Below are 14,917 nucleotides of genomic sequence, written 5' to 3'. Positions count from 1 at the left end.
CTCATGACGAACTGTCTTTATTCAAAAGGACCTTTTCGATCTTGGCGACAAGGTCATCGTTCTCAATGGGCTTTACGAGATAATCCACGACTCCTTTGCCGTAAGCGGCGCGCTTGTCTCCGTCTTTGGCCAGGGAAGAAAGAACGATGATAGGCACTCCCTGACCCAGCGGATCCCTGTTCAGCATCTCGCATGCCTCCAAGCCGCCGAGGCCGGGCAGCAAAAGATCGAGCAGGATCACCTCGGGCTTGAACATATGAAGCGTCTCGATAAGGTCTTTGGCATTCGCCAAGGTCTCAACCGTAAACTTGCCGGTCCCCTCCAGGTTCAACTTCAATAATTTACGGAGATTCTCCTCATCATCCACGACCAGAACCCTTCTCTTCTCCATCCAGCCTCCTCCTTGGCTCCTCTCCTCTCGCACGAAATGAGATGATGTATTTTGTCTTTGCGACAGCCGGGATCGGGCAACCCTCATAAGAAACCCATCGAGGCAGGACGGCCGCCGGAAAGAATCAAAGGCCAGACTTCAATGTCCGGTCTGCAAGCTGATCGATCTCTTTCTTCAACAACTCAGGCAATGACAGAATGTTGGTATCTACAAAACCGCGGATGATAAGGGATTGCGCCTTATCTTTGGAAATCCCTCTGGAACATAAGTATTCGATCTCCTCTTTGGAGATCTTGCCGATCGCCGCCTCATGGGACATATCCACATCCCTGTATTCGGTTTCAAGCTCCGGGATGGCATGGATCCTGCCTTTTTCGTTGACGACAAGCCCCCGGCATTCCAGATGCGCCTTGATATCGGGCGAGGAGGCTTTGAGGTGGCCGCGCGCAGTAACCGATCCCCCCAAGCTGACGGCCCGCGAGATGATTTCCGCCGAAGACCCCCTGCCGTTAAAAATGACGCGCGAGCCGATGTCCTGGGCCGAACCTTCATGGGCCACCATCAGCGAGCTGAAATGGGCCGTGCTCATCTCGTCGAGAACGGCTGTCGGATACATCGTGATGTTCTTGACGGGATCCAGGCAGATGTAATTGGAGATAAACACCCCCGCTTTATCGACGATAGCGATGCTTTTGGGCTCGACGCTCGTCTCCCGTGTCCAGCTATGGATCATGGTGAAGTTCACATAAGCCCCTGCGCCGACAAAAAATTCCGAGATGCCCAAATGATACGCTTCCTGCGAATCGATGTGTGCCGTACAGCCGGTGATGATGTAGACTTTTGAGCCGGGTTCGGCGATGATGAGATTATGGACTTTCTGTTTGAAATTCGCCTTCTTGAGGTAGAGGCACGCCTGCACGGGGAAAAGCACGGTCTTGCCGGCCTTGATCCTGATGTAATAGCCGCCGGACGTTTCTTTCGGATATTCCCGGCCAAGCGCCGCAAAGGCCTTGCCGTAGTATGACGCGGCGTCGGGAACCGTCTTCAAGGCCTCTTCGACGCCCATGACGTCGATATCCTCATGAAGCGTCTTGCGCAGGAGCAAATCGCTGTCCTGCTGGATAAAAGAACCGGCGCGCTCCTTCTCGGATGCATCATAACCGATGCGCTCCAGACGGCGGGTCTCCTCTTTTCCAAGATGTGCATCCTTATCAGCCATAAAGTTCATTGTCCTCGGCAGGTGCGGCACTTTTCATAACCGAATTGACGGATATCTTCAAAAACCTTGCGCGGATCGTCATAACAGCGGATATCGCGGTCCATCAACACGCAGGCGTGTTGGGCGTCGACATAATCCAGGACATAACCGGTGTGCGTGATGATGAGCGAAGCCACGGCATGCTCGCGGATAAAGGCGTTGAGTACCCTGCCCATCATGGCGATATTTTCGATGTCGACGCCCGATTCCGGCTCATCCAGAAGCAGGAGCTTCGGCCGCTGAGACAAAACCTGGAGCAATTCAGAACGCTTCATCTCTCCCCCGGAAAAATTCACATTCAGATCCCTGTCCATCAACTCCCCGACGTTGAGCTTATCGACAAAGATATCTTCCTGCGCCGGCCGCCGTGTGACCAGCTCCACCATCTGGCGTAACTTGATCCCCCTGATCTTCGGCGGGTTCTGGAAAAGGACGCCGATGCCTTTTTTGGCGCGTTCATCCGTCGACAAACCGTTGATCACCTCTCCTCCGAAGACGATCTTCCCGTGGGTGATCGCATAATTCTCGAACCCCATGATGGCCTTGATCAACGTGGATTTTCCGGAACCGTTGGGCCCGAACAAAACAAGGGTGCTGCCCGGGGAAATCTCCAGGTTAAGATCTTCCAAGATCACCCGGCCGCCCACTTCCACCGTCAGATTTTCGATCTTCAAGCTGTTGTCCATGCCGACCTCTGGAGTCCGTGGCCCTAGCCGTAGAAAATTAGTGTCCGCGCGGCCGTTTTTTCTCAAGGCTCGACGCCAATGACCTGGCCACCAGGGGATTGAGCGCCGCTGGCGGCAAGCCCATGATCCTGACCACTTGTCCGCACATGGCCATCAGGTCCGCCGTCGGATACTCGTTGATCACCTCAAACACCGCCCGCTGAATGCTTCGAAGAAAAATAAGACTCTCATCCAAGGCCCGGAGCACCTCGGGACCCCGTTTCGGCTCATCCCAGGAAGAAAGCAAGATCTCGACACCTCGCATATATTTCAACTTATTGACAGACCGCACGCATGCTTCATTGTCGTCATAAATAGGCAGTTGTCCCGGCAGGAGGACGGCATCCGCACAGAACAGCACCTTCTGCTTGCGCAAGAACAATGATAGCGAGCCCCTGGAATGCCCCGGCGTATGAAAAACCTCCATGTCAAAACCGCCCCCCAATCCCAGGACATCTCCGTCTTTAAGTACCCGATCGACCTTGACGGGGGCGGCGACAAGTGTCTCAAAACCAGCCACCGGCCTTTCCCTGAACTGCAAATCGATATCTTCTATCCAGTTTTTCTCCGAGAGATGCGCCGCCACCGTGCACGCCGTGGCTTCCCGGATTGCATGCGCGGCGCCCATATGGTCCGGATGGCTATGCGTCAGGACCAAGATGGAAATATCCTCCGGCTTGCGGCCGATAGATGCGAGATAATCAAAAATGATCTCTTGGCTCCCTGCAACGCCGCTGTCGATCAAGCAGACGGTATCGCCGCACACCAGATAACAATAAACAAACCGTTCCAGGAAATTATCCGGTCCGGCGGGAAGCCGGAATGGGATCTTTAAAGCATGGATGCCTTCGGCGACCCTCATGGCTGGCACCCCTCCAAGATGACGGACCTGGTTTCGGTCGACGTCTCCCTCAAAGGTGCAACCGCCAAATATTCCGGAGATGTGAAACACTTCTTTAAATCCTCCGGCGAATCGAACGCGATCACAACCATCCGTTCCGGCGTCCAGCCTCCGAACATGGGCGTGACGCGGCCGCCCCTGACCAGATAACGGCCGCCATGACGGCGCACGATATCATAAACTTCATCGACATACCGGCCGTATTTTTCCTTGTCCTTGATCTTGGTCTCTATCACCATGTAAACTTTCGACCCCTTCATGCTTTTTCTCCCGCAAAATCAAAAGACTGCGCCCGCTCCTTCTTCAAATATTCCAGCACATTATGTCATCTTCTGAGCCATTTTTCAACCGAGGTCATGCCTGCAAAACTTCACGCCCCTGGGCCGAAGACAGACTCCAAAGACCCTCCTGCCAGGATCTTCAAGACTTCGCAAGCGGCAACAAGGCCGAACATGCCTGTCATATAGCCAATAGAGCCGCGCGGCGTGCGCTTGCGGCCTCTCCTTAGTATCTCTTCGTCCCCTTCTTCGCCCAAGGTCCCACGAGGGTTCTGGATCCCGTAAACACACACAATCCCTTCATGAATACCGTTCTTCTTGAGACGCTTACGGATCCTGCGGGCCAAAGGACAAATTCTCGTCTCGGAAATGTCGGCGACACGGATGCAAAAAGGGTCTGTCTTGTCGCAGGCGCCCATGGAAGAAACAACGGGGATCCCATGGATGACGCAGAATTTAAGGAGTTCTGTTTTGGGATTCAAGCTGTCGATGGCGTCGATCACCGCATCCGGGGCCGGATCCAGGAGCTCGCTTAAATTTTCCGGGCCGGCAAAGACATGCTGCGCCACGACTTGGCAATGCGGATTGATATCAAGGACCCGCTCGCAGGCGACCTTTGTCTTGGATTTACCTAAGGTAGACTCCAAGGCAAAGAGCTGACGGTTGAAATTCGTGGGCTTGACCTCGTCGAAATCGACGAGGGAAAAAGACCCCACTCCTGCGCGTGCCAGGGCCTCCAGGGCAAAAGACCCCACGGCACCCAGTCCGACGACAACCACAGAGCTTTGCTTAAAACGGTGGACTGCATCTTTCCCGAGCAATAAAGCGGTCCTGGAAAAACGCCCCGGATCCTCTTTCATGCCTTCTCCTGAAAATCTTTCGGAGAACCGCTGAGCTTGCCGGCTTCAAAGACCGAGCCATCGCGAGACATAATTCCCTCACAACTTCCTGCCGCGGCGCGCCGCGAATTCCTTGAGGATACCCACAACTTCATCGTCGCTTGTCTGCGAAAAATCACCGTAAAACTGGCTGATCCCGGCCAGATACATCGGCACCTGCAGGACAACGAGCTCGTCGGCGGCACCGGCAAGGATTTCGACGGCATCGCCCGATACGACAGGCAGGGCGGCGATGAGACGTTGCGGTTTCTCCTGTCTCAACGACCAGAGCGTTGCCAACATGGTCGCGCCTGTGGCCGCACCATCATCCGTCACGATCACCAAGCGGTCCGTAACAGAGGCCTTCGGCCTGACTTTTCTGTACTGCTGTGCGCGTTCCTTGATGACGCCTGCCTGCCGCGCCTTCTCTTGTTCGATATACTCCTCATCGGCTCCCACCTGGGCCGCCAGAGCGCTGTTCAGATAAATCTGTCCGCTTTCCGAAAGAGCGCCGATGGCCAATTCAGGTTGAAGCGGCGCGCCGATCTTCCGCGTTAGAGCGGCATCCATGTCTGCGCCGATCGCCCTGGCGATCTCTGCAGCCACGACAAGGCCGCCGCGCGGAATACCAAGAACAAGGGCATCCCTCCCCTGGAATTTTTTCAACGCCTCCGACAGAAACCTGCCGGCTTCCCTGCGATCCTGAAAAATACGGTCTTCATAAGAAATAACGCGTATCCTGCCCATAGGCCACTCCCGCAAAACAAGCCGTCAGGTCAATTCCTGTGTATCCGCCATATAGCACGAAAACCCGGGTAGGCCTAAGCCAGAGATCCGAAAAGCGCCGTGGCGTTGGCGCTCGTCATGGCCGCAACGTCATCCATGGAGACTCCAATGATTTCAGACACGGCTTGGGCCACCAAAAGCAGATGCGACGGCTCATTCAAACCCGTTAAGCCGGCAGGCGGAATATCCGGCGAATCTGTTTCGATCAAAAGCCTATCTCTGGGAACGGCCTGCAGGGCGCGGCGGCCCCGTGTATTGCCTGAACGCGTGATCGAACAGGAAAAAGAAAAATAAAGGCCGTAAATTTGCAGAGACGGCACCATCTCCGCACTCCCTGAATAGGAATGAATGACACCGCCGGCATCCAACGGGCCGAAATCCTTCAAGACATCCAGCAAAACATCCCAGGCCCTGCGGCAATGGATCGATACGGGCCGACGGTACGTGCGTGCCAGCGCCAATTGCGCCAGAAAAACCTCCCTTTGGTCCTGCTCGTCGAAATCCTTGAGCCCGTGGTCCAGTCCGATCTCCCCGACGCCTGATGGCATGCGCTTGAGGAACCCTTCCAAATTCTCCAGCCATTTCGCAGAACGGTCTTTGATATACCAGGGATGCAATCCAAAAGAAGGAATGATCTCGCAAGGGTACTGTTCTTTGAGCGCGGCCACGGCTTCCCAGTCGCTTTCCTCCGAACCGCAGCATACCAGGCGATGCACGCCCTTGTCTTTGGCCCGACTCACCAGAGACCGCAGGTCCCCTTTGATCCTTTCATCCTGCATATGGCAATGGGCGTCAATAAGATCAATCATGGGAAATTTACGGCTCCCCCCGGAAAGGACGCCACTCATCCATGACGGCGTGCGCACGTTTTTTATAGGCGAAAAACGACGGCTTGGGCGTAAAATCCCAGCGGACCAGGCCGAAGAAATCGACGCCGCTTTTGAAATGTCCCAGGTTGTCCCGGAAAAACGCCCAAAAGACCTTCTCGACATCGTCTAAGCCCGTCAGCCGCCCATATACATCCGTCACCCATGCGGCCTGTTGTTTTTCCGTCGGGCTTATGCCTTCCCACCAGGCATTCTCCTTATTGGGCCGCTCAACGCCGGGCGCGCCGATCTCCGTAAACCATATCTTCTTGTCCTGGTCGCCGTTTTTGTCCATCTCGCGGCGGACATTGCGGTATATCGCCAGGACGTCCATCATGGCTTTGGCGCGCAAAGGATTGGCGAAAGGATGGATATTGACGACATCAAAATAATCCTTTCCTCCGTTGCGATAGACGTTCTTGATCGCATAATAACCGCTGTTCGTCATGCCGCCCAAGACGATCTTGCAGGATGGGTCGACGGCCTTGGCGGCCTCGTACACTTTCTTGAGGAGCTCCGTATAACGCTTCATGTCGTCCTGAGGGACCCAGTAAGTCCTCGAATCCGGCTCATTCCAGATCTCCCAATACTTGATCTTGTTTTTGTAACGGGAAATGACTTGGCGGACATAACGGACAAAAGTCTCGTCGTCGTAGGGAGGATAATTCCAGGCCTTGCCGGCCCAGCTGACGGAATAGCCCAGGATCCCCAGGACGCGGACCTGGCGTTCCGTCAGAAGATCGACGATATAGTCGTATTTCTCAAAATGGAGTTCGCCGGGCCGCGGCTCGATATCTTGCCACAAAAAATCGAAACGTACCATCCCCACGCCGGCATCCTTCATGAGATCGACGACCTTTTTCAGGGCGTCGCAGTCGTATTTATAGGCATTCCAGTCGTGATACCAGCTCAAGAATGCCAGGACGGCAAACGGATCATAGCCATTCTCGCGCCAGTCCATGGGCGAAGGATCATAGACATCGTCCACACCATCCCCGTCGCTGTCCGTGGCCGTCCGCCACGGAACGGAGTAATCCTGGTCGAGGGCCAGGATCGCCTTGTTTTCTTTTTCATCCGGGACCAGATGGGCATTGCGTCTTTTCCATTCGGACGCTTTGGTGTGCGTAGCGGTAGCACAGGCAGGCTGTACGCAGGAAAAAAGAAAAACAGAAAGGATGCCCCACAGGCAGATACTGCGATTCCTTGCAGACGTATCCATGGCCCCTCGATCGTATCCTTACGCCCTTTTCTTCCTTCTGGCGTAATAATCCCGCCAGAAATCCAGAAGATCTTTCAACGTCTTCTCAAAAGGTATCTCGGGTTCCCAGCCCGTCGCCTGCCTGAACTTTGCGCAGTCGGGGATCTGGAGCGTCACGTCCGACGGCCGCAGGAGCGCCGGATCGACCTTGATGGCGATTTTTTTGTCCGTCATGCTCAAAAGTTTATTGAGCATGTCGCCAACGGTCATGGAAACGCTTCCGCCGATGTTGTAGACCTCGCCGGGCTTGCACTTATGGACGAGAAGCCAGTAGGCGCGCACCGTGTCCCGCACGTCGGCAAATGTGCGGACACTCTCAAGATTGCCGACCTTGAGGACCGGTTCCTGGATACCGGCCTCGATCCGCGCGATCTGGCGGGCGAACGCCGAGGTGACAAAAACTTCCCCCCGGCGCGGGCCGGTATGCGTGAACATGCGCGTCGTGATGATACGCAAGCCATAAGACAGGCCATATTGGAACGCCAGCATATCCTCGCCTACCTTGCTGACCGCATAGGGCGAAGCCGGCCGGAAAAGCTGCGATTCCCTGATCGGGACTTCGTTCTCGCGCACCTGTCCGTAAACCTCCGAAGAACTGCAGATGTGGATGACGGGATCGATCTTGGCGTAACGCACCGCCTCCAGGAGATTGACCGTCCCGCAGATATTGGTCTCCAGGGTGTTGACGGGCGCGCTGAAGCTGGTCATGACATAAGACTGGGCCGCCAAATGAAAGATGATGTCCGGCCTGACCGAAGCGATCAGGTCCTGGACGGACTTGGCATCCAGAAGCTCGCAATAATGAAGCTGGATCTTCTCGATGATGTGTTCAATGTTTTCGACGGGAGAACGCCAGCGCCGCGTCCCGTGGATCTCGATATTGCCGTCATTAAGGGAAAAGATGTAGTCGGCGAGATGGCTGCCGACAAACCCCGTGATCCCGGTAATCAAAACATTTTTTTTCATGGGAAACTCCTTCATTCTGCCTCTATCGAGTTTTTTCAATCGTCACGATCATGGCATGGCCCAGCAAAAATAACAAAGGCCTCGTCAATACTTCTAGGATATTGACCGCCCCGAACAAGACCCGCGGCACAAAAGGCCGGAAACTCAATCCTCCCGAAAGGGTGTATCTCAAAAAATCATGATAAACAATAGACCTGATCTTCAGACGCGGGAATTTTTTCTCGAATATCCGACGGTCCCTCCTGAAGATAATAGCAGGCATGGCCATGTTGGCGCCTTTCAACCTGCCCGTGCCGTCTTCCTCGGTCAGACGCCACGCCTTCACCGTTTTGTCCGTGTGCTCATGATGGAAATGCCTGTTCATAAAATACCCAAAAGCCGTGGATGACGGCTCGTTACAAACGAACACGCCGCCCGGAACCAGGACGCGGTCGATCTCGGCGAGACATCGTTCGGGTTCCGGGATATGATGCAGGACAGCATTGGCATAAACGGCCTTTAAGGACGCATCGGCAAATGACAGCTTCGAGGCGTCCTCGACTTTGTCGATCCCTTCGCCGGCGACAACGTCCGATGTGACGACGGACGGGATGACCTCCTTTAAAAACCCGCCGCCGGAGCCGATCTCCAGGGAAGGTTGCGGCAACCCTCTCACGCCCTCTTCGGCTTTTTTAAAAGAACCATAGATGAAAAGATAGTGTCTTTTTAAAAGCGGATTGCCTTCGATGATACGGCGATGGATCCCGACCGCCTCCCGGGAGTCCAGATCGAGCTGGCCGACCAAGGGATGCGCATAGTGCGTTTGAAGATAATCTTTGAGAGTCATGATAATGCGTCAAGGTTCCTTTGTGATCCACCCGGCCGCCATTACTGCGTCGGCGGGTTTAACTCGCGGACGCTTCGCTGATCCATCCGCCACTAAAACTTTGGCAGATTTAATTCGCGCATACTTCGCTATAACGAATACTCCGATTCGCCTCAAAACGCTTCATGAAATGTTTCACAATTCATTTTGCAGGCGAACGGGGTTTCCTGCTAATCGCAGGATTTTTGCTGCATAAAACATTTTGGTTCTCAAAATTCGGCCGGGCGACTTATGCCAACCCTCGAAACTCAGCCGCCTTCTGCATGATCCGTCTCGCTTAACCTTTAATAAAAAGCAAAGGAAGCGCTTCGACCTCGGCCCGCCTCACCCTCTCGGCGGACGTCGCTAAACGTGTTGCGGCTTATTCGCCGCAACAGCGACCTCATTAAAAATTATTGTCCGGCCTGTAGTAGACAATCTGGCTGCCCAGATCGTCGAACTTGAAAGGCACGCGCAAGAGACCCTTCATTTTTTTCTTGAATGCGGCCTGCCGTTCGGGTCTCACGAAGAAAAGCATAAACCCGCCGCCGCCGGCGCCGAGGACCTTGCCGCCGATCGCGCCTGCGCGCCGCGCCGCCAGATAAATCTCGTCGATGCGGGAATTGGTGATCTTGCTCGAAAGCGTCCTCTTGATCTGCCAAGACTCGTGAAGAAGCCTGCCGAAGGCATCAAACCCGTCGCCCGGCTTATTCAATATGTCCATCGCCCGGCCGACCATGGCATACATCTCTTTGAGCTCTTTCTTCTTTGCAGGGATATTTCTGATCTGTTCTCCGGCGATCTCCGAGGCCAGCCGCGAGAAACCCGTAAAATACAAAAGAAGATGACCCTGGAAAGCCTTGAGCGTCTTATTGTCCAGTGTTACGGGGGTCACTTCGACGTTCTTGGCTCCTTTAAACTCGATCTTATTGAACCCGCCGAACGCCGTGATCACCTGGTCCTGGGAACCGACATTCTCTTTCATCCAGTTCTGCTCGATATCGATGGCCTCCAGCGCCAGCTGTTTTTTCGACACCATCCTGCCGGTGACGGCATAGAGGCCATGGAGGAGCCCGACAGTAAAAGACGAGCTGGAACCGATCCCCGTACGGGCCGGCAAGTCGCCGACATGCTGGACGCTGATGCCTTTTTTGATCCCCATGAAACGCAGCGTCTCGCGCACAGCCGGATGCTCGATCTCGGAGATCTTCTTCACCATTTCACGCTTGGAATAGACGATGCGGTAATTGCAGTCAAAAAACGGCGGCAGGTAACCGACGGTCAGATAACAGTACTTATCAATCGTCGTAGCCAAGGTCGCCCCGGGATGCTGTTTGTACCAATCCGGATAATCCGTGCCCCCCCCGAAGAATGAAATGCGAAATGGTGTTCGGCTGATAACCATGTAAAGTCTCCTTAATTCCGCCTCCGGCGGAATTAACTCCGAGCGTATCTTGGAAATATCTGGATGCCCGTCCGAGTTCTACGAGGACTGGTCGCAGACAGATATTGACAAGATGATTACGCGAGGAGTAACGTTTATTTCCTTTAACCTTCCGCCTCTGGCGGAATTAAACTATCCCCTTCTTCCCAGCTCGTCCCTCTTCGACAAGATAGGGTCCTTCACAGGCCAGGAGATGTTAAAACGCGGATCGTTCCATTTAACGGTAAACTGCTTGCCGGGATCGTAATAGGTGGATTGTTTGTAGTGAAAAATCGCCCTCTCACTTAAGACGAAATGACCGTTGCCGAATTTGGGAGGCACCAGGACCTGGTGCCTGTTCTTATCAGAGAGCGTGAAAGACTGCCACTTGCCGAAATCCGGGGAGCTCTTATCGTAATTCAGGACGACAAGATAGAATTCCCCGTGAAGACATGAGATCAGTTTCCACGTCAGATCATCGCCGTGGATGCCGCGCAGGACGTTCTTATAAGACATCGAGATATCATCCTGGATGAAGGCGACCTCGATGCCGTTCTTGCGGTAAAGTTCCTCATTGTAGATCTCGACATACTCTCCCCGGAAATCACGGAACGCCTCCGGTTTGATCAACAAGACGCCTTCCAGCTGTGTTCTTTCTACGGTCATCATTAAAACCTCATCACGTAAAATAATTTTTTTTCTTTTTGAACTCGTTCTGGTTGTGGATAAACCACTTCCAGGTCTCCTCCAAGCCTTCCCGCAGCGTTGTCGTCGGGTCGTAGCCGATGAGCTCCCGCGCCAGGGTGATATCCATCACCCGTCTGGGAAACCCCGACGGCTTAGAGGCATCAAAGACATAATTAAAATTCAGAAAACCGTGCAGAGTCTCCACCAGTTCGCGGACGGAAACGCCCCGGCCGCTCCCCAGGTTCACAAACCCGCCCATGGTGCCGTGGTGCAAGGCCAGGATGACGCCTTCCGCCACATCCCGGCTATAGGCAAAATCGCGGATGGCCGAGCCGTCGCCCCAGACGACGACAGGGTCTTCCTTATGGTAGATACGGTACAAAAGCGATGGGATCACCATCGCATTATTGGGGTCGAAATTATCGCCCGGCCCATAGACGTTGCACGGCCGCACCACGGCGAAATTCTCCATCCCGAACTGCACGTGATAGGCATGGACCTGCAACTCGGCCATGCGCTTGGCCCACCCCGCAAAATCCATGGGCAGGCTGTCGAGACGGTAATCTTTCTCGCGAAAGACATCCGTATTGGCATAGGCGCCGATGGAACTGGTATAGACGACCTTGGCCACGCGGTTCTGCCGGCAGGCCTCCAGCATATTGACGTTCATCATCATCGTCGGCACAAAGTGGCTGGCCAGCTTTTTCTCCGTCACGGATGCCGACCCCTTGATCCCCGCCAGATGAAAAACGCAGTCCATCCGGCGCGTGATCTTTTTGCAAAAAATAAAATCCGTCAGGTCACCATAAATATAACGGACGCCTGGCACGGGCTTCAAGCAGTCCAGAGAGACGACCGACACGCGCGCCTGCGCCCCGCAGAGGATACCGACGACCTGGCGGCCGATCAGCCCTGTGCCGCCGGTCACCAGGATTTTTTTGCCGCGAAAATTCTTCAGGATATCCTGCTGGATCATATCTTGCCCCGCATCCGTTGATACCACTGCACCGTGTCTTCCAGCCCCTTCTCCAACGTCACCTGCGGCTCGAAACCGAGGATCTTTTTTGCCTTGGACGTATCCACCATGCGGAAAGGAATGGCCGTCGGCTTGGAGGCATTGAACACCACGCGCGCCTTGGGGTAACCGGCAGACTTGAGGATGCTCTCGACGATCTCTTTGATGCGCACCACCTTGCCGTAACCGATATTCACGGGGTCACAGACGGCGTGTTTTTCGGCGAGGACAAGGCACGCTTTGGCCAGATCGCTGACGTGCAGGAAATCGCGCACCTCATCCCCCGTCCCCCACACCTCGTAAGGATCCGTCCTCTCGACGGCCTTGCGCACCAGCGCCGGGATCACATGGGCCGTCTGGAGGTCGAAATTATCCCAACGCCCATAGACGGCTGTCGGCCGCATGAGGGCGATCTTGACCTTGGATTTCGAAGCGACATACTCCGCCAGCCTCTCGAGATAACGCCGCATCCACCCGTAGCCGAAATACGACGGGTGCGTCGGGCCTGTCCACATCTCGTCTTCCTTGATGGGATAATCCGCAGCCGGATAGCCCGTCGAGGAACCAAAAACGAGGAAGCGATCTGTCCCTGCGGTCCACGCCGCCTGCAGCATGCGGGACGTCAGGACAAGATTGGCGATGATGGCCTCCATGGGGTTCCCCGCCGTGACGGCGGCTGCGGCCACAGCGCCTGCGGCATGAAAGCATATCTCGATATCTTTGAGCACCCTCAAGCAATCCTGGGGATTCGTCAAGTCCGCCGGCACCGTCTCGATCCTCTCGTCCTTGACCACCAGCGGCCTGCGATGCACGGGTATCCGCACCCGCGCGCCCTCTTTTAAAAGTTCCTGCACGATGTGCAGCCCCACAAACCCCGTGCCGCCCGTCACCAAGACTTTTTTATCTTTGTAGAACATAAGGCTCAACTCTCCTGAATTTTCCTGAGGACATGCTCCCGGATCGCAAAAGCGTCCAGGCCGATTTTCTTGCGGATGTCCTGCAGGGTGCCGTACCAGCTACAGAACTTGTCCGGCAGGCCGTAATAACTCGCCCGGACATCCGGCACCTCGCAGACGGCCTCAAATAGCCCGAAGGCGTCGTGCACGACAACGATTTTTGTGTGGCGGAAACGGCTGATGGCCGCATGGTCGATCGGCTTGATCGTGTGGAAATAAACGATATTGGCGTCCAGGTCGCGGCACGCCTCCAGCACGTTGGCCAAAAGGGGCCCGGCGGTCATGACCGTCACTTTGGAATGTCCTTCCTTCAACACAACGGCCTGGCCGAATTTGACCGGCATATCGACCTCATGAGGATGGTCGGACAGCCGGAAATACGTCACCTTCCCGTCGGCATACTGGCTGCGCAACAAAACGTCGAGTTCGTGACGCGAACCCGGCTGGATGATTTCTGTCTGCGGCAACAATCTCAAAATCGCCATGTCCGTATACGCATGATGCGTTGCCCCGTCCCAGGCATAATCAAAGGACGCGCCGCAGGACAGGATGTTGGCGCCAAAACCGTTATAGCAGAGGTCGAGCTTGACCTGTTCGTAACTGCGTTCCGTGATGAACGGATTGATGGTATGGATGAATGGGACGAACCCCTGGGAGCTTAAACCGGCGCCCAGGCTGATCAGGGTGTTTTCGCAGATGCCGATATTGTAAAAACGCGACGGATACAGCGCCTGGAAATCCTTGAAGAGATAGACGCTGACGTCGCCGAAGACCATGACGATCCTGACATCCGTCTTGCCGATATCGAGGACTGTGTCCCTGAACTGTTTCCTCATGACGTTATCCTAACTCCTTGCAAAATTCTTCAAGTTCCTGGTCGCTGGGCGCCCGGCGGTGCCAGGCGTAGTGGTCCTTCATCATAGCCGCGCAACCGTAACCCTTTTTGGTATGGGCGATGATCACGCGCACGCGGCGGTCTTTCTTTCTAATCTCTTTTTTGAGGGCGGCGAGGTCATGCCCGTTCACTTCCGAAACACAACATCCAAACGCCTTGAAACGATCTTTGGGGTTGGGGATCTGCAGACCCCTGGCATGAGACATATTGTTATCGTAGATCACGGTGAGGTTGTCGAGCTTCAGATTTGTGGCGACCATGACCGCCTCCCAGACGCTCCCCTCGTTGGATTCGCCGTCCCCGATCACCGTGTAGACGCGGCGCTCGTTTTCCTTTTTGATCTTTAGGGCGAGGGCTGCGCCTACGGCGATGCCGATGCCGTGGCCGAGAGAACCCGTCGAGGCCTCGATACCGGGGATCTTGAAACGGTCCGGATGGCAGCCAAACGAAGATTCGAACTGGCCGAAGGAATAAACCTTCGAGATGTCAAAATAACCGAACCGGGCCAGGACGCAATACAAGGCCAGGCTCGCATGCCCTTTGCTCAGGATAAAGATATCGCGTTCGTCCCATGCAGGGTTCTTCGGGTCGTGACGGATCGTCTCATAGAGCGCACACAAAACCTCCACGACGGAAAAACACGACGGGATATGGCCGTGGCCCGTGGCTCTCGATATCTTGAGGATCTCTTTTCTGATTTTCAGACACTCTAGGTTCATCATATTCATACGCGATGAGGACCAATGCCTAATTCCAAAATCCAAATGACGAATAAAACCTCAATTCCCAA

General features: G+C 54.8%; 17 protein-coding genes. All 17 read right to left on the bottom strand.

Annotated elements, in window-relative coordinates:
- Position 1 precedes the first annotated feature (1 nt).
- Entirely contained in the window at positions 2-391 is a 390-nt protein-coding gene (locus BU251_RS02255) for a response regulator (RefSeq protein ID WP_164908822.1), read from the bottom strand.
- Between the two features lie 124 nt (positions 392-515).
- Complete coding sequence (locus BU251_RS02250) at positions 516-1,610, bottom strand: SufD family Fe-S cluster assembly protein (protein ID WP_128699279.1); 1,095 nt, start codon at positions 1,608-1,610, stop codon at positions 516-518.
- Positions 1,611-1,615: 5 nt separating this feature from the next.
- Positions 1,616-2,335 (bottom strand): ABC transporter ATP-binding protein, encoded by a 720-nt coding sequence (locus BU251_RS02245; protein WP_128699278.1) that lies wholly within the window; start codon positions 2,333-2,335, stop codon positions 1,616-1,618.
- A gap of 37 nt (positions 2,336-2,372) precedes the next feature.
- Entirely contained in the window at positions 2,373-3,236 is an 864-nt protein-coding gene (locus tag BU251_RS02240) for an MBL fold metallo-hydrolase (protein ID WP_128699277.1), read from the bottom strand.
- Positions 3,233-3,535: a DUF1330 domain-containing protein gene (locus BU251_RS02235; protein WP_128699276.1), complete on the bottom strand. Its 303-nt coding sequence runs from the start codon at positions 3,533-3,535 to the stop codon at positions 3,233-3,235. Before BU251_RS02235 ends, BU251_RS02240 begins: the two co-directional genes overlap by 4 nt.
- A gap of 110 nt (positions 3,536-3,645) precedes the next feature.
- On the bottom strand, positions 3,646-4,413 hold the full coding sequence (locus BU251_RS02230; RefSeq protein WP_128699275.1) for a tRNA threonylcarbamoyladenosine dehydratase: 768 nt from the start codon (positions 4,411-4,413) through the stop codon (positions 3,646-3,648).
- A gap of 78 nt (positions 4,414-4,491) precedes the next feature.
- Positions 4,492-5,178 (bottom strand): phosphoribosyltransferase, encoded by a 687-nt coding sequence (locus tag BU251_RS02225; protein ID WP_128699274.1) that lies wholly within the window; start codon positions 5,176-5,178, stop codon positions 4,492-4,494.
- Positions 5,179-5,252: 74 nt separating this feature from the next.
- Entirely contained in the window at positions 5,253-6,026 is a 774-nt protein-coding gene (locus BU251_RS02220) for a TatD family hydrolase (RefSeq protein WP_164908821.1), read from the bottom strand.
- Between the two features lie 7 nt (positions 6,027-6,033).
- Positions 6,034-7,302, bottom strand: a complete 1,269-nt coding sequence (locus BU251_RS02215) for a beta-galactosidase (RefSeq protein ID WP_128699272.1) — start codon at positions 7,300-7,302, stop codon at positions 6,034-6,036.
- An 18-nt stretch (positions 7,303-7,320) separates the two neighbouring features.
- Entirely contained in the window at positions 7,321-8,307 is a 987-nt protein-coding gene (locus tag BU251_RS02210) for a GDP-mannose 4,6-dehydratase (RefSeq protein ID WP_128699271.1), read from the bottom strand.
- A 22-nt stretch (positions 8,308-8,329) separates the two neighbouring features.
- Positions 8,330-9,133 (bottom strand): class I SAM-dependent methyltransferase, encoded by an 804-nt coding sequence (locus BU251_RS02205; protein WP_128699270.1) that lies wholly within the window; start codon positions 9,131-9,133, stop codon positions 8,330-8,332.
- Between the two features lie 424 nt (positions 9,134-9,557).
- Positions 9,558-10,556: a GHMP family kinase ATP-binding protein gene (locus BU251_RS02200; protein WP_128699269.1), complete on the bottom strand. Its 999-nt coding sequence runs from the start codon at positions 10,554-10,556 to the stop codon at positions 9,558-9,560.
- Between the two features lie 171 nt (positions 10,557-10,727).
- The gene (rfbC, locus tag BU251_RS02195; RefSeq protein WP_228767835.1) at positions 10,728-11,243 is read right to left on the bottom strand and encodes a dTDP-4-dehydrorhamnose 3,5-epimerase; all 516 of its coding nucleotides are present in this window, start codon (positions 11,241-11,243) and stop codon (positions 10,728-10,730) included.
- Between the two features lie 10 nt (positions 11,244-11,253).
- Complete coding sequence (locus BU251_RS02190) at positions 11,254-12,237, bottom strand: NAD-dependent epimerase/dehydratase family protein (protein WP_128699268.1); 984 nt, start codon at positions 12,235-12,237, stop codon at positions 11,254-11,256.
- Positions 12,234-13,193: an NAD-dependent epimerase/dehydratase family protein gene (locus BU251_RS02185; RefSeq protein WP_128699267.1), complete on the bottom strand. Its 960-nt coding sequence runs from the start codon at positions 13,191-13,193 to the stop codon at positions 12,234-12,236. The genes BU251_RS02190 and BU251_RS02185 overlap by 4 nt, the downstream gene beginning before the upstream one ends.
- A 5-nt stretch (positions 13,194-13,198) precedes the next feature.
- Positions 13,199-14,068, bottom strand: a complete 870-nt coding sequence (locus tag BU251_RS02180) for a transketolase family protein (protein ID WP_128699266.1) — start codon at positions 14,066-14,068, stop codon at positions 13,199-13,201.
- A 4-nt stretch (positions 14,069-14,072) separates the two neighbouring features.
- Complete coding sequence (locus tag BU251_RS02175) at positions 14,073-14,849, bottom strand: transketolase (protein ID WP_164908820.1); 777 nt, start codon at positions 14,847-14,849, stop codon at positions 14,073-14,075.
- Positions 14,850-14,917: the final 68 nt, after the last annotated feature.

The organism is Candidatus Velamenicoccus archaeovorus, assembly GCF_004102945.1.
Taxonomy (GTDB): domain Bacteria; phylum Omnitrophota; class Gorgyraeia; order Velamenicoccales; family Velamenicoccaceae; genus Velamenicoccus; species Velamenicoccus archaeovorus.
This window is presented reverse-complemented; position numbering and strand designations above follow the sequence as displayed.

Excerpts from the sequence above, each read along its gene's own strand:
- BU251_RS02210 (WP_128699271.1), bottom strand. The coding sequence starts at position 8,307 with ATGAAAAAAAATGTTTTGATTACCGGGATCACGGGGTTTGTCGGCAGC.
- BU251_RS02240 (WP_128699277.1), bottom strand. The coding sequence starts at position 3,236 with ATGAGGGTCGCCGAAGGCATCCATGCTTTAAAGATCCCATTCCGGCTT.
- BU251_RS02220 (WP_164908821.1), bottom strand. The coding sequence starts at position 6,026 with ATGATTGATCTTATTGACGCCCATTGCCATATGCAGGATGAAAGGATC.
- BU251_RS02185 (WP_128699267.1), bottom strand. The coding sequence starts at position 13,193 with ATGTTCTACAAAGATAAAAAAGTCTTGGTGACGGGCGGCACGGGGTTT.
- BU251_RS02255 (WP_164908822.1), bottom strand. The coding sequence starts at position 391 with ATGGAGAAGAGAAGGGTTCTGGTCGTGGATGATGAGGAGAATCTCCGT.
- BU251_RS02250 (WP_128699279.1), bottom strand. The coding sequence starts at position 1,610 with ATGGCTGATAAGGATGCACATCTTGGAAAAGAGGAGACCCGCCGTCTG.
- BU251_RS02230 (WP_128699275.1), bottom strand. The coding sequence starts at position 4,413 with ATGAAAGAGGATCCGGGGCGTTTTTCCAGGACCGCTTTATTGCTCGGG.
- BU251_RS02215 (WP_128699272.1), bottom strand. The coding sequence starts at position 7,302 with ATGGATACGTCTGCAAGGAATCGCAGTATCTGCCTGTGGGGCATCCTT.
- BU251_RS02175 (WP_164908820.1), bottom strand. The coding sequence starts at position 14,849 with ATGATGAACCTAGAGTGTCTGAAAATCAGAAAAGAGATCCTCAAGATA.
- BU251_RS02245 (WP_128699278.1), bottom strand. The coding sequence starts at position 2,335 with ATGGACAACAGCTTGAAGATCGAAAATCTGACGGTGGAAGTGGGCGGC.
- BU251_RS02200 (WP_128699269.1), bottom strand. The coding sequence starts at position 10,556 with ATGGTTATCAGCCGAACACCATTTCGCATTTCATTCTTCGGGGGGGGC.
- BU251_RS02225 (WP_128699274.1), bottom strand. The coding sequence starts at position 5,178 with ATGGGCAGGATACGCGTTATTTCTTATGAAGACCGTATTTTTCAGGAT.
- BU251_RS02180 (WP_128699266.1), bottom strand. The coding sequence starts at position 14,068 with ATGAGGAAACAGTTCAGGGACACAGTCCTCGATATCGGCAAGACGGAT.
- BU251_RS02205 (WP_128699270.1), bottom strand. The coding sequence starts at position 9,133 with ATGACTCTCAAAGATTATCTTCAAACGCACTATGCGCATCCCTTGGTC.
- rfbC (WP_228767835.1), bottom strand. The coding sequence starts at position 11,243 with ATGATGACCGTAGAAAGAACACAGCTGGAAGGCGTCTTGTTGATCAAA.
- BU251_RS02190 (WP_128699268.1), bottom strand. The coding sequence starts at position 12,237 with ATGATCCAGCAGGATATCCTGAAGAATTTTCGCGGCAAAAAAATCCTG.
- BU251_RS02235 (WP_128699276.1), bottom strand. The coding sequence starts at position 3,535 with ATGAAGGGGTCGAAAGTTTACATGGTGATAGAGACCAAGATCAAGGAC.